This is a genomic window from Aeromonas sp. R2-4 (assembly GCF_040908365.1).
GTDB lineage: Bacteria > Pseudomonadota > Gammaproteobacteria > Enterobacterales > Aeromonadaceae > Aeromonas > Aeromonas veronii.
This window is the reverse complement of record NZ_JBFODO010000012.1, coordinates 63,353-85,237: the sequence shown is the minus strand read 5'-3', so window position 1 is coordinate 85,237 and position 21,885 is coordinate 63,353. Positions and strand designations below refer to the sequence as shown.

Here is a 21,885-nt window from a genome sequence, read left to right as displayed (position 1 = left end):
GTCAGAACTTTGTCATTTGCGATATTCGGTCGGAATGGGGAGATCTTTAGCCAGCGGCTGGGGACGGCGTCCCTGACCACGACGGAATTTCTTAAGCTGGAAGACATAGGCGAGCACCTGGGCAACCGCCGCAAACAGCCCTTCCGGGATCTCGTGGCCCAGCTCGGTTGAGTAGTAAATAGCCCGAGTCAAAGCCGGTGACGGCATGATCGGGATCTCGTACTCTCTGGCGATCTCCCTGATCTTCATTGCAATTTCATCTGTGCCCTTGGCCACGACCTTGGGCGCGGCACCGGGTTTGCTCGCATCATACTTGAGCGCAACCGAGTAATGGGTCGGGTTGGTGATCACCACATCGGCCTTGGGTACATCCCCCATCATCCGGCGCATCGCCATCTGCATCTGCAACTGACGGATCTTGCCCTTTACCTCGGGCTTGCCTTCGCTGTCCTTGAACTCGTCCTTGACCTCCTGTTTGGTCATCTTGAGCTGACGCATATGGTTCCACTGCTGGAACGGCACGTCGATGGCAACGATGGGAAGCAGGGCGCAGCAGAGGATGATCAGCATCCAGAGAAACAACTCCAGCGCATCGATAATGCCGCCGGGAAATCCCTCCATTGAGAGATTGAGCAGGTGATTGAACTGGCTGGATAGCATCCACCAGGCAAACAGGGTGATGAACACCACCTTGGCGATGGATTTGACCAGCTCGATCAGCGACTGCACCCCGAACATGCGCTTGAGGCCGCTGAATGGACTCAGCTTGCTCATCTTGGGCATCATAGCTTCGGTGGAGAAGTTCATCCCCCCCATCAGGGTGTTGCCGATAAAAGCGGCAATCGCCACCAGTGCAAACAAGAGTCCCAGCGGAAGCACCAGTTCCCCCAGCAGCGCCGGCACCATAGCGATCATGGCATTGGGATCGAACGCCTGCTCCCGGTCCAGGGTAAAGCCCATGGTGACAACCTTGATCATGGCGGTCGCCAGCGAGCCCTTGAGCATCAGCAGGCCAAATACTGCCGAGAGCAGAACGCTAGCGGTCCCCAGCTCTTTTGAACGTGCAATCTGCCCTTTTTCACGAGCCTGTTGCAGTCGTTTGCCCGTGGGTTGTTCGGTACGTTCCTGGTCGGTATCAGCCATGAGCGCCCCCGAAACACTGGGTGTTGATCAGCTCGCAGCTAACCTCCTGCACCCGCTCCCACATGATGTCGAAGTGACCGAGGAACCCGCCGATAGTGAGCCAGAGGATCAGCAGACCCGACATCATACTGACCGCAAAACCGATACTGAAAATGTTGAGCTGCGGCGCCGCCCGGGTCATGACGCCAAAAGCGAAGTTGATCAGCAGCAGGGCGACGATGGCAGAAAGGGCCATCACCAGTGAGGCCTGATACATCACTCCGAGAAAACCGATCAGGGTACGGATGGCCGGTAAAGTGAGTCCAGCGTCCGACACCGGCAAGGTTTCAAAGCTGAGGATCACCAGCCGCAGCATCACCAGATGGCCATCCAGCGCCAGAAACACCAGGGTCGCCAGCATCAGATAGAATTGACCCACCACGGGGGCCGACTGGCCATTCATCGGATCCACCAGGGTGGCAAAGCCGAGGCTGGTTTGCATGGCGATGACCTGACCGGCCATCACGAAGCTCTCCATCAGAAACTGGGTCATCAGACCGAGGGCAATACCGATCAGCAGCTGCTGGCCCAATACCAGAAAACTGCCAGCAGAGAAGAGCTCGATAGGGGGCATTTTCGGAAGCAACGGGGCTATCAGAAAGGTGATGGCCAAAGCCAGCCCCATCCGTACCCGCGCAGGAGCAAGGCGGCTGCCAAACACAGCCATCACCATCAGCAGACTGCTCACCCGCGCCAGCGGCCAGAGGATGGAAGACAACCACTCCATGATCAGAGCGGTTGTGTAGGTCATCCCACCACCTCGGGGATTTGGTTCACCATCAGCACGAAGAAGTCCATCAGACTCTGCAAGCCCCAGTGAGCGCCAGCCCCCAGCGCAAACAGTGTCACGATGAGACGAGGCAGAAAGCTCAGGGTCTGTTCGTTGATGGAGGTGGCCGCCTGAAAAATGGCTACCACCAGGCCGATAGCGAGGCTGGGCAGGATCACAGCGCTGACCATGATATTGACCAGCCAGAGCGCCTCGCGAAAGACGTCGACAAAGGTTTCAGGACTCATGTTCGGGCTCCTTGCGCTCGACCGGCTAACCGGCACCCAGTCCGAAACTGTTAGCCAGCGACCCCAGAATGAGATTCCAGCCATCCACCATCACGAACAGCATCAGCTTGAAAGGCAGCGAGACGATCATCGGCGAGAGCATCATCATCCCCATCGCCATCAGAATACTGGCGACCACCAGATCGATGACCAGGAACGGCAGGAACAGCATAAAACCAATCTGGAAGGCGGTTTTCAGCTCGCTGGTGACAAACGCAGGGATCAGCACCCGTAGCGGCACATCGGCAGGTTTCTCCACCTGCACGTTGGCGATCTCCATAAAGGTGTTGAGATCCTTGATCCGGGTCTGGGCCAGCATGAACTGGTGGATGGGCAACTCGGCCCGCTCCAGCGCCTCCTTTGTCTGAATGGTCTCGGCCAGATAGGGCTGCAATGCCTCATCATTGATACGATCCAGTACCGGCGACATGATGAAAAACGACATGAACAGGGCAATGCCGATCAACACCTGGTTGGAGGGACTCTGTTGCAGACCGATCGCCTGACGCAAGATGCCCAGCACAATGATAATGCGGGTAAACGAGGTCATCATGATCACCATGGCCGGCAAGAAGGAGAGCGCGGTCATCAGCGCCAGCACTTGCAGGGTCAGGCTGTACTCCTGAGAGCCATCCCCCATGGTCTTGACGGTCACCGCCGACATGGCGTCCTGTGCAAGCGCAGGCCAGGAGCAAAACAGTGGTATCAGCAGGCTGACCAGCAGCCCCGTTTTCAGCCATAAGCCGTTAGCTTTTTTCATGCTTGCCCATCAATTTGCCAAGCTGCTGGGAAAACGCCTGAGGCTGGTTTTCGTCCAGCGGCTCCTCCAGCCGGTAGAGAAAGTTAACCTGCTGCGGTGTTACGCCGACCAGTAGTTGCTGTTCGCCCACCTTGACCACCAGCAGCTTCTCTTTGTAACCCACCGGCAACGAGGCGATGACCCGCATCTGGCCGCCCCCCATGGCGGTCGCCAGCTTGCTCTTCTTGAGCAGAAAGCCCAGCACCAGAATGAGACCGATCACCATCAGACTGGAGAGCAACCAGGAGCTCAGACTAGGCACGTTGGCAGATGCCGCTGTCTCGGCAAAGGCCGGAACAGGCAGCAATAACAACAGGAGGCGCATCATTTGAGCTTCTTGATCCGTTCAATCTGGCTGATGACGTCAGTCAGGCGGATACCGAACTTGTCGTTCACCACCACCACCTCGCCGTGAGCGATCAGGGTACCGTTGACCAATACATCCAGCGGCTCGCCTGCAACACGATCCAGCTCCACCACCGAGCCCTGGTTCAGCTGCAACAGGTTGCGGATGCTGATCTGGCTGCGGCCCACCTCCATGGCGATAGTGACCGGAATATCGAGAATGGTGTCGAGCTTGCGACGCTCCTCGGCACTGATGGGGGCATCATCTTTCAACTCTTCCAGCGGGGCTGGCTTGGCTTCCGCCGTCACCTGCTCCTCCAGAGCCGCAGCCCAGGCATCAGCCATCAGATCCTCTTCCTCAGTTCCGCTCATCTTGTTTCCTTATGCTACTTCGTGACCGTTTACCGTAATAAACCGTCAATTATCGCTGTTGATCTTCGATACTGCGCTCGAGCTCTTCCAGCTCGGCCTCGCCATCAATTCGTACCCCGCCCCGGGTCACCAGATGCATCTCCGTCTTGACCCCTTCCGGACGTTTGAGCTTGTCGGTGATCTTGAGCGCCACATTATCCTTGGTGCGGCCCATCTTGGCGTGGAAAGTGGGCAAGTCCTCGACAAAGACCAGCAAATTTTCCGGCATATCGACCGGAATGATATCGCCAGGTCGCAGCTCCATCAGCTCACGCAGGGTGAGTTCGGTCTCCAGCAGCTTGGCCCGCAGCTCCACCTTGACGTCCATGATCTCATCACGCAGCGCCTTGCTCCAGCGTACGTCGGTATCCCCCTTGTCACTCTGCACACCGGCGTCCAGTAGCTCGCGGATCGGCTCTAGCATGGAGTAGGGCATCGCCACGTGGAAATCGCCGCCGCCACCGTCGAGCTCGATGTGGAACGAGCTGACCACGATCACCTCGGTCGGGCTGACGATGTTGGCCATCGCAGGGTTCACTTCGGAGTCGAGATACTCGAACCCCACGTCCATCACCGGCGCCCAGGCATCCTTGTAATCCTCAAACACCAGTTTGAGCAGCATCTGGATAATGCGCCGTTCGGTCGGCGTGAACTCGCGCCCTTCAATCTTGGCGTGATAACGGCCATCGCCACCGAAAAAGTTCTCCACCAGAATGAAGACCAGTCGGGCCTCCATGGTGATGAGCGCCGTCCCCTTGAGCGGGCGGAAGCGCACCATGTTGAGACTGGTCGGCACAAACAGGGTATGAACATACTCGCCAAACTTGAGCATCTGCACGCCGTTGATCGAGACCTCGGCGGTACGACGCATCATGTTGAACAGACTGATCCGCATATGGCGGGCGAAACGCTCATTCACCAGCTCCAGCGTCGGCATGCGACCACGGACGATGCGGTCCTGAGAGGAGAAGTCAAACTGGGCTACGCCGGGGTCTCCAGCGCCGCCTATCTCTTCCTCTTCGACATCATCGACACCGTGCAAGAGGGCATCAATTTCGTCCTGACTTAACAGATCGCTCACGCTTCACCTACTGCATTACAAAGCCGGTAAACAGCACTTGTTCGATAACGGGGGAAGAGACCAGGTCCTTGAGCACCCGACGGCACTCTTCCAGTGAATCCTTGCGCAGCTTCTCCTTGCCTTCAAAGGTCATCAGCTGTTCGGCACTGGCTGCACTGAATACCCGCAACAAGGTGCCTTCAATCAGGGGGATATTCTGTTTGGCCAGCGTCTCGTCGGCGGTGCCGCGCACCATCAGCTGGATCTTGATCTGCACCAGTCGATCTCGCTGGGCACCTGCGACGTTGAAGACAAAGGGGCGCGGCATACCGACATAGAGGGAAGGTTTAGGCGCTTCCTCCTTGGGGGCAGCCTCGGCACCTTCCGCCGCTTCAGCGGGCGGTTTATCGGAGCCGGAGAGCATCAGGAAGGCGCCAGCACCACCACCGCCCAGCAAAATAACCGCCAGGGCAATGATAATGATCAGCTTCTTTTTCTTGCCCGCAGCCGGGTCTTTTAGCGTCAACTCGTTATCGTCAGCCATCCCTTGTCCACCCTAGTCTCAAACTTGTTCGATATCATAAACTTACTCGGGATTGCATCAAGCATAGAAATCAATTCCGGAACCGTTTGTCGATTCCACCAGCAAACTGGGGTTGGAAGTGGTGAGTTCCCCTTCAACCAGCCCGTTACCGGACCACGGCTGACCACTACTCTGACCTTGCTGCCCCTGCCCGTTGAAGGTGGGCTGGCCCTGTTGCTGCTGTTGTTGCGACTGCTGCTGCACCTGCGTCTGACCAAGCTGGATCCCCTGCCCTGCCAGCATGTCACGCAGCCGGGGCATCGCCTGCTCCAGCATCTCGCGGGTCTGGCCATGTTGTACCACAAAATGGACGTTGGCCTGGCTGTCGGCCCCCATCTGAATCTGGATCTTCATCTTGCCAAGGCCGAGGGGGTCGAGCTGAATTTCCGCCTGTTGCAGTTTTTCGGCCAGCATCACATTGACCTTCTGGTGCAATTCGGCAGGTGCTTCCTGACTGGCCAGTTTCAAATGGGGTAAATTCTGCGGCTCACGGCGCAGCGTCGTCTCAGCGGCGGGCGCCCGGCTATCGGCTACCTGTGGCTGAGTCTGGCTGTTATGGCCATGCTGAACGGTCTGGCTCGGGCTGCTCTCACTGCTAGATGTCGTCGCAACCAGGCTCTTCTCCGCCTCACCGGCCTTCGGTTTTACCTCAAGCGAAACCGCTTTGCGTACCTCGTCGGTGCCGGTCACTTCCATCTGCTTGATGCCGGCTGAAATGGTCGACAGCGGTGCTTGCGGCCCCTGAGATTCAGCCTGTGCCAACACCTGCTGCGGCGCCACCATCACGGGGGCGGCAGCGCTATCGCTCTGAGCCGTCGCATTTGTCGTTACGCTGCTCTGGGCTGCGGCACTTTCTGCGGCACTCTGCGCCGTCCTCACGGGCGCCGAACCTTGATTAGCGGCGCTGGCTGGCTGCTGGCTACCCTCGGCGGCACCCTTTTCTGCCCCCTTGCCAGTTGCACCACTGCCCTCAGCCGTGGCTGTAGCTGTGCCAGCCTCAGGCTGCTTGAGCCCCTCATTGAAGGCCTTGAGCGCGGCCCCCTGAGTCGCGGCTTGCGTCGCCTGCCCCTTGTTAGTCAAAGCATTGCTGGCGGCGAGATCGGATTTGCTGTCGCCAGCCTCTTTTGCAGCGAGTGACTCCGCGGATTTGGCGGTGCTTGCCGACTCATCGACCGGCAGCACCTTGGCCAGCTGGGCCAGCTGGGCCATTCGCTCTGCCCCCGTGAGGGGCTTGGTCTGCTTGCCATCTGCTCCGAGGGTTTCGCCCTTGGCAAAGGCTTTCTCCCCGGACTGCCCATCCGCAGTGGTGGCGGCATCTTCACCTTCAGAGGAGAGAACGGCAGCAGAGGCATCGCCCTTAGCCACCACTCGCGCCGCTGAGGACGATACGGTGGTTTCTGAAGCCGAATTGGCGGTCGTCGCCAGCGGCGACTGCGCCCCGGTCTGACCGGCAAGCTGGCTGGCAATCCTGACAGCGGCAGGAGTCTGCTCGCTTTCATCAAGCTCAATCCCCTCCAGCTCACCCTCTTGCGGCAACGGATTGCCGTCTACCGCAGTGGCGCTCTGTTGGGCCGCCACCGCCAGCTGGGGAGTCACTAGCGAGGTATCGAGCTTGAGGGAATCTTGCAGGCGCAGCAGAAAGTCGGTGGCAGGGACCTCCTCCACCTTGTTGTCGGCGTCAGGATCCTGCTCCTTGCCGATCTCCTCTTTTGGAGAGACGCTTTCGGTCGCCAAAGATTTGGCTGATCGGACATGATTACCGCCCTGAGTTGCCTCGGCGGCGCCCTGTTCGCTGTTCCGGGCCTTGGCAATCAGGGTGGCGAAATCCCCCTTGCTGTCGCTGCCGGTTCCCCCATCGATGCTTTTGCTCTCGACGGAACCGCTCAGAGGCGCTTTGTCCAACCCGTTGGCCGGAGCCGAAGGTGTTTGTGTCAACAGTGTCTGCATCATGATGGGATCCCTGAATTCTGGTGGCCCCCAAAGAGATGGCCGCCGACAATGTCCATATCAAAGCAAGTTACAGGCCAGATTGATGAAAGCGTCGCAACATGGCGTACTCATCCAGCATCTTCTGCTCCTGACGCTGGGCTTTCTGCTGCTCGCGGCTCGCTTGCTTCTCCAGCAACAGCTCTACCGCCTTGCGCCGCTGCTGGGCCGCCAGCCACTCTTCACGGCGCTGTTCCAGCGCCTGACGCACCTGCAACACCCCTTCGTACTGCTGGGTCGCTGCCTGTTCGAGCTTGTTGATAAAAGCGTGATACTGGGTATTTTGCTGGGGCGAAATCCCCTGCAGGCCGCGATCGGTCCACTGCTGGTGATAGATCTGGCGGTACTGGTTGAGGGCATTTTGCTGATCCATGAACAGCTTGAGATCCTGCTGCGCCTTCACCAGTGCCAGCGCACACTGCTGCTCCGCTTCCACCAGCCGATCGGCCAACAATACCAGCCCTTTACTCATCGTCGACCTCTCTGTTACCGACCATCATCAGCGCATCAATGGCATCGCCACCATCTGCAAGGCTTGCAGGCCATCATCGTAGTGAATGACCTCGCGCATCCCCTGCTGCAAGAACTGATCCAGATAGGGTTTTTGAATGATGGCGCGGTCAATGCGCGGATCGGAACCCTGACTGTAGGCACCGATGGTGATGAGATCCCGATTCTGCTGATAGAGGGAGTAGAACTGCTTGAGGGTGCGCGCCAGATCCATATGTTCCGGCGAGGTGACCATAGGCATAACCCGGCTGATGGACTTCTCGATATCGATGGCCGGATAGTGGCCCGCATCAGCCAGCTCGCGCGACAGCACGATGTGGCCATCGAGGATCGCCCGCGCCGCATCGGCAATGGGATCTTGCAGGTCATCCCCCTCGGTCAGGACGGTGAAGAAGGCGGTGATGGAGCCCTGGCCGTCACTGCCGTTACCCGCCCGCTCCACCAGCGCCGGTAATTTGGCAAATACCGAGGGCGGATAACCCTTGGTCGCCGGCGGCTCGCCCACCGCCAGCGCGATCTCACGCTGGGCCTGGGCATAACGGGTAAGAGAGTCCATCAAGAGCAACACGTTGAGCCCCTGATCGCGGAAATATTCTGCAATGGCCAGCGCCGTTTCACACCCCTTGAGCCGCATCAGCGGCGAGGCGTCAGCGGGAGCCGCCACCACCACGGAGCGGGCACGGCCCTCCTCTCCCAGAATGTCCTCGATAAACTCTTTCACCTCCCGGCCCCGTTCACCGATGAGGCCGACCACTACCACATCTGCCACCGAGCCGCGGGTCATCATGCCCAGCAGTACCGATTTACCGACACCGGAACCGGCAAACAACCCCATCCGCTGGCCCTGACCAACCGTCAGCACGGCGTTGATGGCGCGTACCCCCACGTCCATCGGCTGATGGATCGGGCGGCGAGAGAGCGGGTTGATGCGGTGCTGGGCAAACTGCACGGTCTGGGAGGAGAGAATGGGGCCGAGGCCATCGAGTGGCTGACCAATGCCGTCGATGACCCGACCAAGCAGGTTCATCCCAACCGGAATGCCGTGCTCTTCGGTGATGGGCACCACCCGGGCACCGGGGATCACCCCCTTGAGCTGCTCGCTCGGCATCAGATAGAGGCGATCGCCAGAAAAACCGACCACTTCAGCCTCCAGCGTCCCATCAAGGGTATCGATGCGGCAGAGAGCACCAATGGCGGCGCGGCAGCCAATGGCTTCGAGGGTCAGCCCCACCACCCGGGTCAATTTGCCAGCGACCGGCGGTTTGGGGGCGCTGTCGCGTACCTTGTACCCTTGCAACCGGTTCAGTAGCGAGCCGCTCATCTGGCCTCCTGAGAGCTAAAAAGTGCAGCCGGACGGCAACGTCCGGCATCGGTTATGGGCGTGAATCCTGCGAAGCCGGTTTCTGCGACGCATTGTCCCGCAAGAAGTTGCGCAGCAACTGATCGATGCGCCCGGAGAGGGTCAAATCGATGCTGGAGAGCTCGGTCGCCAGTTGCAGATCGCCGGGAGAGAGGGTGGGATCGCTCTGCAATCGCCAGTGGCGCTTGGCGCACTCTTCGGCGCCAAATGCCTGTTCGATTCGCGCGATATCGTCGGGATGCAACATCAGAGTCACCCCCTGTTCGGCGGCAGGCAGCAAGGCCAGCCCCTCTTTAAGCGCCTCCAGCAGAATGCGGGGGGAGGTCTCCGCTTCGTGACGAATAAGCGCGCGGGCCAGTTGCATCACCAGCGAGACCAACTGCTGCTCCACCGCCTGATCCAGCTCGTTAAGCGGATTGGCAAGGCGCGCGGCGAGCCCCTGCCAGTGGGCAATCTCCTGCTCCACCAGCTCGCGGCCCATAGCCAGCCCCTCCTCGCGCCCCTGTTCGAGACCGGCAGAGTGGCCCTGTTGCAATCCTTCCAGCTTGCCCTCTTCCATACCCTTGGCATAACCGGACTCACGCCCCTCGGCCATCCCCTCTTCCCAGGCGGCCTGACGGATCGCTTCAAGCTCCTCGGCGGTGATGCTGGGGGTCGGCTCCTGTTCGGGCTCCGGCTCCACCACCTCCTCTTCCTGCTGATACCAGTCAGGGGCAAGGCCAAGAGCATTGGTGGGGGCCCCCGCCTCTATCTCGACCTCCATCTCGGGCCAGCCCCAGGTCTCAACCCGGGCATCATCGCCCTCGGGGCGCACATACCCACGCAGTTTGTTGTTCATGCTTTGCGCGGCTCCTCACCACTGCCTGATGCGGGCTTGGCATCGCGGTTCTGTTTATGGGCCATGGCTTAGAGGAACTCCTCGCCGCCACCGGCACCCAGCATGATTTCGCCGGCATCCGCCAGACGACGGGCGATGGAGAGGATCTCTTTCTGGGCCGCTTCCACTTCGGAGACCCGGATCGGCCCCATGGCCTCCAGATCGTCTGCCAGCATTTCGGCCGCCCGTTTGGACATGTTCTTGAAGATCTTCTCGCGCATCTGATCGTCGGAGCCCTTGAGGGCACGTTGCAGCAGATCCCCAGGCACTTCCCGCAGCATGGTCTGGATGCCGCGATCGTCCACATCGATGAGGTTTTCGAACACGAACATCAAATCCTGGATCTGCTGGCTCATCTCTTCGTCCGACTCGCGGATGGAGTCCATCAGCTGGCCTTCGATATTGGTATCCAGATAGTTCATGATGTTGGCGGCAGCCTTCAGGCCGCCCATCTTGGCTGCCTGGGCACCGGCCGCACCGGCGAACTGTTTCTCCATGATGTCGTTCAACTCTTGCAGTGCCGCAGGTTGTACCTCTTCGAGGTTGGCGATACGCATCACCAGATCGAGGCGCACCTGCTCCGGGAACTGGCTCAGGATCTCGGCAGACTGCTCAGGCTCCAGATAGGAGAGCACGATAGTCTGGATCTGCGGGTGTTCGTTCTGGATGATGCTGGCCACCTGACGGGCATCCATCCACTTGAGCGAATCGAGGCCGCGGGCGCCGGAACCGAGAATGATCTGGTCCACCAGATTGCTCGCCTTGTCCTCGCCAAGGGCCGCCACCAACGCCTTGCGCACGAAGTCTTCGCTGCCGATACCGATGTTGGTGTACTTCTGGATATCGTCGATGAATTGACGGTGCACCGCCGCCACCCGATCGTGACTGAAGTCGGACATGGAGGCCATCGACATACCGAGCCGCTGCACCTGCTTGGGCTCGAGATGACGGAAGATCTGGGCGGCATCCTCTTCATTGAGGCTCAGCATCAGCACCGCAGCCATCTCCATCCCCGACATCTGGTCGAGGATCTGGCGCTGACTGTCGGTGATGTCATTGCCGGTGACTTGACTCTTCTTTTCTTCAGGCATCTTTGTTCGTTACCCATTCTTTAATGACCTGAGCGGCCAGATCCGGCTCGTTCGCCACCAGCGCACGTACCGCCTTGAGCAAGTCTTCATCACGGTGCAGATCCGGCAGTTTCAGCTGACCATCGCGTACACCAAATACCTGATCGTTCTCGACTTGCGCTGACAGCAGACTCAACTCGTCGTCGCCCCCCAGTACGGTGTGGTTGTCGAAATCCACTTCCCCTTCCGGTTTGGCATCCGGGTAGAGCAGTCGCTTGAGCATGGGGCGAACCACGGTGACGATCAAGACGATGATCACCAGTACCGAGGCGGCAATCCGCACCGCACGCCAGAACCAGGGCTGATCGTAGAGCGGCACCTCGGCCACGGTATCCAGCTCTGGGCGATTGAACGGAATCGCGACCACCTCAAGGGTATCACCCCGGGTCACATCAAAGCCAAGGCCACCGCTCAACAAACGGCGCAATGTATCGAGTTCTGCCTGGGTGCGCGCCTCACGAGTCACGGCCCCGTCGGCACCGGGCACCGCTTTGTAATCCACTGCAACCGAAACAGTCATGCGGCGAATGCCCCCCATCTGGCGACGGGTATGGCTGACGGTGGTATCCAGCTCGAAGTTGCGAGTCGCCTCTTTGCGGGAACGGCCAGAAGCGGCAGCGCTGGCACCATCACCACCGGTCGCCTCCTCGGGAATATTGGAGGCGGCAGGGGGCTGGTTGGAGAGGGCACCGGGCACCCCACCATTGCTGCCGCTGGCGCTGTTCTCTTCCATGGTCATCTCGGAGCGCACTGCAGGCAAGTCAGGGTTGTAAGTCTTGCGGGTCTGCTCCTGCTGGGAGAAGTCGAGGGAGAGATCCACTTCCGCCGTATAGTTGTCGGCCCCCAGCACCGGGATCAGGATGGCGTCAATTTTTTGTTTGTACTCCAGCTCCTGCTTCTGCTGCATGGCAAACTCTTTGCGAGTCTGGGCCGAGATCGGGTCTTGCGAGCCGGAGTTGAGCAGGCGGCCATTCTGGTCGGTGACGGTGACACGGGTCGGCTCAAGGCCGTGCACGGCAGAGGCAACCATATCGACGATGGAGTCCACCTCCCCCTGCCCCAGCGCCGCCCCTTTCAGGTTGAGCACCACGGTGGCACTGGGTTTGCGTTCGTTGCGGGCAAACACGTTGTCTTTCGGAATGGCCAGCAGCACCTGGGCCTTGGCCACATTCTGGAACTGCTCGATGGCGCTCGCCAGCTGGCGCTCGCGGCTCAGCTTCAGACGCTCGCTCTCCATCCGCTGGCTGACGCCGAAACTGGAATCTTTGAGCAGGATATCTTCACCACCGATGTTGCTATCGGTGGCATTGGCAAGACCGGCACGGGTCAGGGCCAGCTGGATAGTGGGGTAGCTTTCGGCGTTGACCAGCACGCTCTTGCCATCCACCTCGTAAGGGATCTTCTGCTGATCGAGGAAATCGAGAGTCTTCACCAGCTCCTGGGTGGTGTAGGTGCCGAGGGGACGCATGTCCGGCTCCTTGCCCCACAGCAGGATAAACACGGCAATGGCCAGACAGATGGCAAGCCCCAGGATCAGGGTGATTTGCCGCAGCACATCGGTGTTGGACAGGAAGCCCAGCGCCGAACTCTTCTGCTCATTTTCATCGAGGGCGGCGGTGCCCTCATCGTTTATCAGCAGATCGCCATTTTGGTCAGTAGCCACGATTTATGTCCTTATTGCTGACATGTTCATGATGTTCAGTCGTCATGGTTTATTGGCGTCGCTTATACCGGCATGTTCATGATGGTCTTGTAGGCATCGACCATCTTGTTGCGCACCTGTACCGTGGCTTCAAAGGCGATGGAGGATTTTTGGCCGGCGATCATCACCTCGGCCAGATCCACCGACTTGTCGCCCATGTCGAAACGGGTACGCAGGTCATTGGCGGCCCCTTGCAGCTCGTTGACGTTGCCAAGCGCCTGTTGCAGCAGCAGACCAAAGTCGGAGGTTACCTGACGACCGGGTTGTGCCAGCGGCGTTGCGCCTGCTTCGATCTTGAGCGCCTGCATCTCTTGCATCAGGCTGCTTGCACTAATTTCCATTTTCCATCCCCAGACAAATCATTGACGCTGGCATGCAACAAGCAATTAGAGTGCCAATGCGTTAAAAGCGCGATGCGGATGAGTGGCCAGACCAGACCGGACGGGTTCGACAACGGCAGGTGGCTCTGATTAAATCCGACTCTGACGCCCACTTTTGCTGGCTGGCAAGGAGTCCGCTCTGGATTATCGCAAACCCGTGTTCAAGGCGATGGACTACATCAGCCACCATCTGGATGACAATCCGGGCCTGGATGAGGTTGCAGCGGCGGCAGCCATCTCCACCTTCCACTTCCACCGTATTTTCAAGACGATGGTCGGCGAGACCATTGCCGGATTTACCCGGCGCCTGCGTATGGAGCGCGCTGCCCGTCGCTTGCTCGCCTCCCCCCAGAGCGATATCACCACCCTCGCACTGGCGGCCGGGTTCTCCAGCTCCCAGAATTTCGCCAAGGCCTTTCGCCTGCACTTCGCCATGAGCCCCTCGGAATACCGCCTGCTGCAGGGGGGAAACTGGAAAAGCAAGATTGGAAACGATCCCCTTCCCTTTGACACCTATGATGGCCTGGTCATGCACCCGGTCACCGAACACCCGGATCTGTTGCAGGGGGCAAGCGTCAGGCAGATGCCCGCTAGGCGCGTGGCGTACATGCGCCGCCTGGGCCCCTATGGCAAAGAGACCTGCGAGCAAGCTCATCGGGATTTGCTCGCGCTGTTCGCCTCAGACGAGGCGATGACACCGGCGGGTACCCTGAGTCTCTATTGGGATATCCCCGATATCACCGATGAGACCCGTTGCCGTACTGACGTCTGCATCGAGCTGGGGCCAGAGATCCCCGCTGGGCGCCAGTTAACCACCCAGACCATCGCCGCGGGCCCTTATGCGGTTTGTCAGTTTATCGCTCGCGGCGATCAACTGGTTGCCTGCTGGGAAACGGCGTTTCGCTGGGTAGTGGGTCAAGGGCTGAACTGCGACGATCGTCCGTGTTACGAGCAATACCACGCAGGCACGGACTCCGACCGGGATCATTACGTGTTTGATATCTGTATCCCGCTGATCAACCGATAAGCCGATACCTCATTTCCTTTACCCACTTCGGTGCCTTCGGGCACCGAAGCGACGGAGTCATGCCCATGAATATCAAAACGCTGTTTCTCGCCAGCCTGCTGGTAACGCTTCCCGCTGCCGCCAATGCCCAGTCACAGAGCCAGACGCTGATCTTTGGCGGCACCATCTACAGTGGTGATCCGGCGAACCCTCACCCGGAAGCGGTCGGCATTGAAGGTAAAAAGATAGTGGCAGTCGGCAGCTATCAGGAGGTCAGCGCCCGCCTCGGCAACCATGCCAAGCATCTTGATCTGAAAGGAAAGTACCTGATGCCAGGGCTCATCGACAGCCATGTTCATGCGGCATTTGCCGGTTTTCAGGGGATGACGGTTAACTTTCCCGATGCCATGAGTGAGGTTGAGCAGGTGCAACACTTTCTGACCCGCAGCAAGGATGAACCCCGCCTGACACTGGGCGATGTAGAGCTATACAGCAATGTCTCCCTCGACTACTGGCATCAGCTTCCCCTGCTCGATCAGGTGTTCAATGACCCGCAATACCAGCAAATACCCGTAGTACTGGCCGGTTCGGATGCCCACACCGGTTGGGCCAATCAGGCCATGCTGCGCAAGGCTGACATTGATGCCGACACCCTTGACGGTCGTTATGCTCCGCTGAAAGGCAATTTTGGCCTCACCCCATCCGGCAAGCTCAATGGCTTTGCCTCGGAAGGCGGCTGGGATGCCATCCTCAAGGCGCTGCCTCCTGTCAGCGACGAGACGATTGCCAATGCCATCATGACTGCCGCCAAACAACTCAATCAGGTGGGCATTACCGCCTGGATGGACCCTATCAGCAACATTCGCCCCCTCGCCCCCATCTTCAACGCCGAGCCGGATCGCCGCGATACCGGCCTGCTGCCGGCGTACAGCATGCTCTCCCGGGAAGGCAAGCTGACCGGACATGTGTCCACACTGGCACTGGTGGGGATACATGCATCACCCGCCATCATTGATGACGTATTGGCGCTGCAACAGCAGTTTCAAGATGCCCCGGACGTTAAACTGGTGGGGATCAAGATCCTGCAAGATGGTGTCATCGAGTATCCATCCCAGACCGCCAAGTTGAGCGAGCCCTACCTCAACCGTCCCGGTTACAGCGGCAAGGACGATCTGGACAAGCAGCGTTTCAACGAGCTGATCCGCACCGCGGATGCCCATCAACTTATCGCTCACTTTCATGCCATCGGCGATCGGGCCGTCCGAGAATCCCTCGATGCCATCGCCTATGCCCGGGCCCACAATCAGGATCACCGCCCGCTGCACAGCATCACCCATCTGGAGGTGGTGAGCCCGGCCAGCATTGCCCGTTTCAAACCACTCAATGTGGCCGCATCGATGCAACTGTTGTGGGCCGGGAAAAACGTGGCGACGACCCTGCTGCTTGAAGGAAAAGTGCCTCCGGCACTGGCCCGCCTCTATCCGGCAGGCAGCTTGCTGCAAAGCGGCACCATTATCGCCGGTGCCAGTGACTGGCCGGTCTCCAGCCCCAACCCTTTCCTCGCCATGTATACCGCGATCACTCGTCAAGGGGAGCTTGGCTTGCTGCCCCCCGCCAGCGAGCAGATCAGCCGTCAGGCCATCTTGCTGGCCTATACCCTCAACGCCGCCAAGGTAATTGGACGGGAGAAAGAGATTGGCTCCATCAGCGCGGGCAAGAGTGCTGACCTGATCTTGCTGGATCGCAATCTGGAACAGGTAGCAAGCGAAGAGATCAAGGAGACCAAGGTGCTCTGGACCATGTTCAAGGGCAAGCAGGTCTATTCAGCCCACTGACACCGAGAGAACAAACAGGCCCGCACTGCGGGCCTGTTGGCAAGATCACGACAAGCGCATGGCGTGCAGTGAGCAACCGATAACGGCGGGATTAGCGGCTCGTTTCAGTCAAGTCCTTGTCAATCCAGTACTTGGAGCCGGAGATATTGGCATCGAGCAGCAAACCCTTCTCGCCAATCTGGTAGATGGCCATGCCGCCATTGTATTTGGCGGTCAGTTCGGCGCTCTCCTTGCCGGCCACCACACCCACTTCGGAGGTAGCTTCCCACCCCTGGGTCACGAAGGCATCGAATCTGGCCTTGTCTTCAAACAGGATCACCTGCTGATAGAACTTGCCGCCAATCCCGGCCGCCAGACCCGCCCCAAACATCTTCATATAGGTGTGCTTGCCGGTTTTGCGATTGACCGCCACCCCGGCCCCCTGATTGGTATGCAGCATCAGGGAGAACTTGCGCGAATCGAACACTGCATAGCCATAAGCCTTGTCAAACAACAACTTGGCTGATGGCTGCTCGTTGAACAACCGGATCAGCGCAGTGTCGGCCATGGTATTGAGCGCGATCCTCGCCTCTTTCGCCGTCTTGGGGTTGAGCATCTCGTTGAGCTCCTTGTCGGCCGCCTTCAGCCACTCCTTGCCGGTCGCGATGCTCTTGTCGGTCCAGACCCCGGCGGTATTGAAGGCATCCTCCCCCCAGGCCGAGATGGAGGCCCAGCTCTTCTTGGAGAAATCGCTGACATCCTGCCACACCTCCTTGCTGGTCTCGCTCACTGCCGCTCCCAAATCGGACGCTGCGGCCTTGAGCTTGGCCCAGTCGGCATAACAGGGTGAGAAGGCCAGACTCAGTGACAAGGCCAGCAACCAGTTACGCTTGTTCATTTTTTCACTCCCGTATTGTCGAGTGTCTGGGTTACCTGGGGCGATCACCTACAACAGGCTACCCGCTGAAAATCACTCCCGCATTATCGGAAGGGGAATCCGGTTAAGCAATCATTGAGTCCTGTTTATACCGCCACAGCCCGACTGCGGTTAACAAAAAGGCTGCTCATCAAAGAGGAGCAGCCTTGTTAAGCACAGTAAAACCGGACGGGCTTATTCGACCATCATCACCTTGCAGGTGTTGGTACTGCCCACGGTTTCCATCTTGTCACCGTGAGTCAGCAGCACCATGTCGCCGCTTTGCAGCAGCCCCTTCTCCTTGAGCACGGCCAGCGCGTCGCGGCACACTTCGTAGACCGGTTTGGTCTCGTCACCGTCAAACATCACTGGGGTAACACCACGGTAGAGGTTGGTCCAGGCCAGGGTCTTGTTGTGGGGGGACATGGCGAAGATCGGCAGACCTGAGCTGATACGGGACATCAGCAGCGGAGTGGTGCCGGACTCGGTCAACGCCACGATCGCCTTCACCCCTTCCAGGTGGTTGGCCGCATACATGGTGGACATGGCTACAGCTTCTTCAACGGAAGTGAAGGTGTAGCTCATGCGGTGGTTGGAGACGTTCAGGCTCGGGTGCTTCTCGGCACCGACACAGACGCTCGCCATGGAGGTCACTGTCTCGATGGGGAACTGACCGGCGGCAGTCTCGGCAGAGAGCATCACCGCATCGGTACCATCCAGCACTGCGTTGGCCACGTCCATGACCTCTGCACGAGTCGGCAAAGGCGCATTGATCATCGACTCCATCATCTGGGTCGCGGTGATCACCACGCGGTTCAAACGACGGGAGTGGCGGATCAACTTCTTCTGTACGCCAACCAGCTCGGGGTCACCGATCTCGACACCCAGATCGCCACGGGCGACCATCACAGCATCGGAACCGAGGATGATGTCTTCCATCGCCTCATCGGTGGCGACGGTCTCGGCACGCTCAACCTTGGCCACGATCTTGGCATTGGAACCGGCTTCGCGGGCCAACTCGCGGGCGTAGCGCAGATCATCGCCACAGCGCGGGAAGGAGACAGCCAGATAGTCCACATCCATGCGGGCAGCAGTCTTGATGTCTTCCTTGTCCTTCTCGGTCAGGGCCGGAGCGGAGAGACCACCCCCTTTTTTGTTGATGCCCTTGTTGTTAGAGAGCGGCCCGGCCACGGTCACCGTGGTGTGAATGCGGGTGCCTTCAACCTGCTCGACCTTCAGCTGTACACGGCCATCGTCCAGCAGCAGGATGTCGCCCTGTACCACATCGTCTGGCAGGCTCTTGTAATCGATGCCAACCTGCTCCTGGCAACCTTCACCCTTGCCGAGTGCCGCGTCGAGAATGAACTTGTCACCGATGGCCAGATAGATTTTGCCATCCTTGAAAGTGGAAACACGGATTTTCGGGCCTTGCAGATCACCCATGATGGCGACGTGACGACCGAGCTTGGCAGCAATGTCACGCACCTGGTTGGCGCGCAGGATATGGTCTTCAGCAGTGCCGTGAGAGAAGTTCATCCGCACCATGTCGGCCCCGGCGCGGATGATCCCTTCGAGGATCCCTTCGCGGTCGGTAGCCGGACCGAGTGTGGTTACAATCTTTGTACGTCTAGGCATGAAAGACTCCAATATGAAGTTGATATGACTTGAGATTCTGCCCCATCAAGCCCATGGCTCGATGCACCCGTTTGCAAACCATCTGGGTGGTTTTTGTTATTAAATTACAATACTACACCAAGGCGGGTGGCATAGACAGTCGGGGGCCGGAGCCCCCGACGGTTCAGGAAGAGTGCGGGGTTTCGAAGCGGGATTCGCGCAATCCCTCTTTTACTTTCTTCAGATTTTCGCGAAATTTCATCCCCCGGCGCAGAGTAAAACCGGTCGCCAGCACATCCACCAGTGCCAGCTGGGCGATGCGGGATGCCATCGGCATATACACATCGGTATCTTCCGGCACATCCATGGAGAGCACCAGATTGCACTCGCGGGCCAGCGGGGAGTCCTTGGCGGTCATGCCGATCACGGTGGCGTCGTTCTCGCGGGCCAGCGCGGCGATCTCGACCAGCGCCTTGGTGCGGCCGGTGTGGGAGATGAGCACCACCACATCCCCTTCGCTGCTGTTGATGCAGCTCATGCGCATCATGACGATATCGTCAAAGCTCACTACCGGAATGTTGAAGCGAAAGAATTTGTTCTGGGCATCGCGGGCAACGGCGGAGGAGGCACCAAGGCCGAAGAAGCTGATTTTCTTGGACTGGGTCAGGATATCGACGCAGCGGTTGATGGCAGAGATGTCTAGGCTATTTTTGGCGGCATCCAGACAAGCCATGGTGGATTCGAAGATCTTGGCGGTGTAGGTATCCGGCCCATCTTCCGCTTCCACATGACGATTTACGTAAGGGGTGCCATTGGCCAGGCTCTGGGCCAGATGGAGTTTGAAATCAGGAAAGCCCTTGGTATCGAGACGGCGGCAAAAGCGGTTGACGGTCGGTTCACTGACGTCGGCCATCTTGGCCAGAGCGGCGATGCTGGAGTGGATGGCGGTCTGGGGAGACGCCAGGATCACCTCGGCAACCTTGCGTTCTGATTTACTGAAACTTTCCAAGTTGTTCGTAATTTTATCAAGGGTATTCATCATCACCACCAGGCGTTTTTGTAATTTAGCTTCAGTGTCTTTGCACTCAATCTACGGCTAAGCAAGTTTCCATTCAAGCTAAGGACTATACAAGACAAGCGGTTATCGCAACTAACGCCTGCCATACAAAGTATGACTCATCTCTAATTATTTCGTACTTTTCGTTACAAAACGTCACCTAGCCATGAAAGCGCTTACAAATGTTGCAAAGCAACAACACTGTGAGCAGGCGCACGTTTGTATCGATCCGGCGAGTGAGCAAGCCTGAGCTCGGATAGAATGGGCCGTCATAATCCAACAATAATCTCGGGACACCAGAGTCGTCCCCATCCTGTAACGAAGGAGTTGTTATGCAGCATACCCATGCGCTGGTCGGCGATGTCGGCGGCACCAATGCGCGTCTGGCCCTGTGTGAGCTGGCCACCGGTACTATCTCTCAAGCAAAGACCTACTCAGGTCTGGCCCATCCCAGCCTTGAAGCCGTGGTACGCCTCTATCTGGAAGAACACAAGGTTCAGGTAGCTGAAGAAGCCTGCATTGCCATCGCCTGCCCCATCAACGGTGACTGGGTTGCCATGACCAACCACAGCTGGGAGTTCTCCATCAGCGAGATGCAGAGCAATCTCGGGCTGGTACGCCTGCAAGTGATCAACGACTTTACTGCGGTCTCGATGGCGGTGCCGGTATTGGCTGAATCGGATCGCATCCAGCTTGGTGGCGCCGCGCCGGTAGCGGGCAAGCCCATCGCCATCTATGGTGCGGGCACCGGCCTTGGGGTCGCCCATCTGGTCAAGGCGGGTGAGCAGTGGCTGAGCCTGCCTGGTGAAGGTGGTCATGTGGATTTTGCTGCCAACACCGAAGAGGAAGATGCAGTGCTGCAAGTAATGCGAGGCGAATTGGGCCATGTCTCGGCAGAGCGTTTCCTCTCCGGCCCGGGTCTGGTCAATCTCTATCGCGGGCTGGTGAAATCCGATGGCCGTGAGCCAGAGCCGTTTGCCCCCAAAGACATTACCGAGCACGCACTGGCCGGGGAGTGCCTCGATTGCCGTCGCACCCTGAGCCTGTTCTGCGTGCTGATGGGCCGCTTTGCCGGCAATCTGGCCCTCAATATGGGTACCTTTGGTGGCGTCTATATCGCAGGTGGCATAGTGCCGCGCTTCCAGGAGTTCTTTACCGGTTCCGGTTTCCGGGTCGCCTTTGAAGACAAGGGGCGCTTCAAGTCCTACCTCAAGGAGATCCCGGTGTTTCTGATCACCCATGAAGGGCCGGGGCTGCTCGGTGCGGGCGCTTACTTGCGCCAGTCGATGGGGATCACTATCTGATTTGAAGAGGGTGGCGAGGCGGGATCATCCATGGTTCAGCCTCGATTCAGTGTGAATGGCATAAAGTTGCCGCACGTAACCAAGAGTGTTGTGCTTCACAAGGAGTGGAAAGCGACTCTCATCCGCTGGATACGTTTGTCACCTGACAAGCCTGAACTGTTTCAACCGGCCTTTTGGCCGGTTTTTTTTATGTCTGATATCCGGAATTACTGGGCCAGCGCCTTCAGCTGCGCCTTGTCGGGAGGATTGTTCCAGTCGATGGGTCCGTGGGTAAAACGGTACTGCAACCGTGGCAGGCTGGTCTCCAGCCACTCTTCTCGAAAATAGGCATAACCCAGATCCCAATCCGGATCATTGGCCCAACCGCTCTGCAGGAAGTAGAGGCGAGTACCCTGCCCTTCCGGCACAAATCGCAGGCAAACCTGGGTCTTTTGCTGACGGATATGGGGCAGGCTGGGCGGGAAGTTCCAGCTGAAACTGAGCAAGTCATAGGGCATGACGGCCATGACCCGGCACCCTTCGCTGCCACGTTCACCCAGCGGGGCATCAGGCCTGAAGTAGATCTCGAAAGGACCATTCGGTTCGGCCACCATCAAACATTCGGGAGCCAGAAAACTGCGCAGACCGCTTTCGGTAGTCCAGGCGTGCCAGACATCGTCTATGTGCGCCGGAACAAAAATGTTGCCTTCAATCAGTTTATTGTCCATAAATCAGCGATCCTCAAGCCATCCATACAAGGGACTCCGGCAGTATAGCCCCATGGCAAATACAATGGACAGTGCTTAATCACACC

General features: G+C 58.6%; 22 protein-coding genes. 3 read left to right on the top strand and 19 right to left on the bottom strand.

The window, feature by feature from the left end:
• Nucleotides 1-12: 12 nt before the first annotated feature.
• From flhB to fliE, 15 genes are all read right to left on the bottom strand, one after another.
• Nucleotides 13-1,143, bottom strand: a complete 1,131-nt coding sequence (gene flhB, locus AB5Z05_RS04755; RefSeq protein ID WP_368150296.1) for a flagellar biosynthesis protein FlhB — start codon at nucleotides 1,141-1,143, stop codon at nucleotides 13-15.
• Nucleotides 1,136-1,933 (bottom strand): flagellar biosynthetic protein FliR, encoded by a 798-nt coding sequence (gene fliR, locus AB5Z05_RS04750; protein WP_019444720.1) that lies wholly within the window; start codon nucleotides 1,931-1,933, stop codon nucleotides 1,136-1,138. The genes flhB and fliR overlap by 8 nt, the downstream gene beginning before the upstream one ends.
• Nucleotides 1,930-2,199: a flagellar biosynthesis protein FliQ gene (gene fliQ, locus AB5Z05_RS04745; protein WP_040065332.1), complete on the bottom strand. Its 270-nt coding sequence runs from the start codon at nucleotides 2,197-2,199 to the stop codon at nucleotides 1,930-1,932. The genes fliR and fliQ overlap by 4 nt, the downstream gene beginning before the upstream one ends.
• Before the next feature lie 25 nt (nucleotides 2,200-2,224).
• Complete coding sequence (gene fliP / locus AB5Z05_RS04740; protein WP_139730759.1) at nucleotides 2,225-2,998, bottom strand: flagellar type III secretion system pore protein FliP; 774 nt, start codon at nucleotides 2,996-2,998, stop codon at nucleotides 2,225-2,227.
• Entirely contained in the window at nucleotides 2,985-3,365 is a 381-nt protein-coding gene (gene fliO / locus AB5Z05_RS04735; RefSeq protein WP_005362049.1) for a flagellar biosynthetic protein FliO, read from the bottom strand. The genes fliP and fliO overlap by 14 nt, the downstream gene beginning before the upstream one ends.
• Nucleotides 3,362-3,754 (bottom strand): flagellar motor switch protein FliN, encoded by a 393-nt coding sequence (fliN, locus tag AB5Z05_RS04730; RefSeq protein ID WP_005298791.1) that lies wholly within the window; start codon nucleotides 3,752-3,754, stop codon nucleotides 3,362-3,364. Before fliN ends, fliO begins: the two co-directional genes overlap by 4 nt.
• Before the next feature lie 49 nt (nucleotides 3,755-3,803).
• The gene (gene fliM / locus AB5Z05_RS04725) at nucleotides 3,804-4,874 is read right to left on the bottom strand and encodes a flagellar motor switch protein FliM (protein ID WP_005334736.1); all 1,071 of its coding nucleotides are present in this window, start codon (nucleotides 4,872-4,874) and stop codon (nucleotides 3,804-3,806) included.
• A 7-nt stretch (nucleotides 4,875-4,881) separates the two neighbouring features.
• A complete protein-coding gene (gene fliL, locus AB5Z05_RS04720) occupies nucleotides 4,882-5,397 on the bottom strand; it encodes a flagellar basal body-associated protein FliL (RefSeq protein WP_005334744.1) in 516 nt (171 codons plus the stop codon).
• A gap of 57 nt (nucleotides 5,398-5,454) precedes the next feature.
• A complete protein-coding gene (locus AB5Z05_RS04715) occupies nucleotides 5,455-7,386 on the bottom strand; it encodes a flagellar hook-length control protein FliK (RefSeq protein ID WP_368150293.1) in 1,932 nt (643 codons plus the stop codon).
• 67 nt (nucleotides 7,387-7,453) lie between these two features.
• Nucleotides 7,454-7,894, bottom strand: coding sequence for a flagellar export protein FliJ (fliJ, locus tag AB5Z05_RS04710; RefSeq protein ID WP_005334746.1), 441 nt, complete (start codon nucleotides 7,892-7,894; stop codon nucleotides 7,454-7,456).
• 27 nt (nucleotides 7,895-7,921) lie between these two features.
• Nucleotides 7,922-9,253 (bottom strand): flagellar protein export ATPase FliI, encoded by a 1,332-nt coding sequence (gene fliI / locus AB5Z05_RS04705; protein WP_005334747.1) that lies wholly within the window; start codon nucleotides 9,251-9,253, stop codon nucleotides 7,922-7,924.
• Nucleotides 9,254-9,305: 52 nt separating this feature from the next.
• Nucleotides 9,306-10,130 (bottom strand): flagellar assembly protein FliH, encoded by an 825-nt coding sequence (gene fliH, locus AB5Z05_RS04700; protein ID WP_181223823.1) that lies wholly within the window; start codon nucleotides 10,128-10,130, stop codon nucleotides 9,306-9,308.
• A gap of 68 nt (nucleotides 10,131-10,198) precedes the next feature.
• Nucleotides 10,199-11,260 carry a flagellar motor switch protein FliG gene (gene fliG / locus AB5Z05_RS04695; protein ID WP_005334749.1) on the bottom strand — a complete coding sequence of 354 codons (1,062 nt, stop codon included), beginning with the start codon at nucleotides 11,258-11,260 and terminating at the stop codon, nucleotides 10,199-10,201.
• The gene (fliF, locus tag AB5Z05_RS04690; protein ID WP_005334750.1) at nucleotides 11,253-12,962 is read right to left on the bottom strand and encodes a flagellar basal-body MS-ring/collar protein FliF; all 1,710 of its coding nucleotides are present in this window, start codon (nucleotides 12,960-12,962) and stop codon (nucleotides 11,253-11,255) included. Before fliF ends, fliG begins: the two co-directional genes overlap by 8 nt.
• A gap of 62 nt (nucleotides 12,963-13,024) precedes the next feature.
• Complete coding sequence (fliE, locus tag AB5Z05_RS04685) at nucleotides 13,025-13,342, bottom strand: flagellar hook-basal body complex protein FliE (protein WP_005353687.1); 318 nt, start codon at nucleotides 13,340-13,342, stop codon at nucleotides 13,025-13,027.
• Between the two features lie 154 nt (nucleotides 13,343-13,496).
• On the opposite strand from fliE, the gene AB5Z05_RS04680 reads away from it, so the two are divergent.
• Entirely contained in the window at nucleotides 13,497-14,408 is a 912-nt protein-coding gene (locus AB5Z05_RS04680; protein ID WP_368150291.1) for a GyrI-like domain-containing protein, read from the top strand.
• A 65-nt stretch (nucleotides 14,409-14,473) separates the two neighbouring features.
• Nucleotides 14,474-16,222: an amidohydrolase gene (locus AB5Z05_RS04675; protein ID WP_368150289.1), complete on the top strand. Its 1,749-nt coding sequence runs from the start codon at nucleotides 14,474-14,476 to the stop codon at nucleotides 16,220-16,222.
• Nucleotides 16,223-16,313: 91 nt separating this feature from the next.
• Here the strand turns inward: AB5Z05_RS04675 and AB5Z05_RS04670 are convergent, their stop codons facing one another.
• The 3 genes from AB5Z05_RS04670 to AB5Z05_RS04660 form a co-directional block, all read right to left on the bottom strand.
• Complete coding sequence (locus tag AB5Z05_RS04670; RefSeq protein WP_005353696.1) at nucleotides 16,314-17,099, bottom strand: hypothetical protein; 786 nt, start codon at nucleotides 17,097-17,099, stop codon at nucleotides 16,314-16,316.
• 213 nt (nucleotides 17,100-17,312) lie between these two features.
• A complete protein-coding gene (gene pyk / locus AB5Z05_RS04665; RefSeq protein ID WP_216949041.1) occupies nucleotides 17,313-18,752 on the bottom strand; it encodes a pyruvate kinase in 1,440 nt (479 codons plus the stop codon).
• 163 nt (nucleotides 18,753-18,915) lie between these two features.
• Complete coding sequence (locus AB5Z05_RS04660; protein ID WP_005334759.1) at nucleotides 18,916-19,770, bottom strand: MurR/RpiR family transcriptional regulator; 855 nt, start codon at nucleotides 19,768-19,770, stop codon at nucleotides 18,916-18,918.
• Nucleotides 19,771-20,120: 350 nt separating this feature from the next.
• Between AB5Z05_RS04660 and glk the strand changes: the two genes are divergently transcribed.
• On the top strand, nucleotides 20,121-21,092 hold the full coding sequence (gene glk, locus AB5Z05_RS04655; protein WP_368150287.1) for a glucokinase: 972 nt from the start codon (nucleotides 20,121-20,123) through the stop codon (nucleotides 21,090-21,092).
• 206 nt (nucleotides 21,093-21,298) lie between these two features.
• Here the strand turns inward: glk and AB5Z05_RS04650 are convergent, their stop codons facing one another.
• The gene (locus AB5Z05_RS04650) at nucleotides 21,299-21,799 is read right to left on the bottom strand and encodes an SRPBCC domain-containing protein (protein WP_158109531.1); all 501 of its coding nucleotides are present in this window, start codon (nucleotides 21,797-21,799) and stop codon (nucleotides 21,299-21,301) included.
• Nucleotides 21,800-21,885 lie beyond the last annotated feature (86 nt).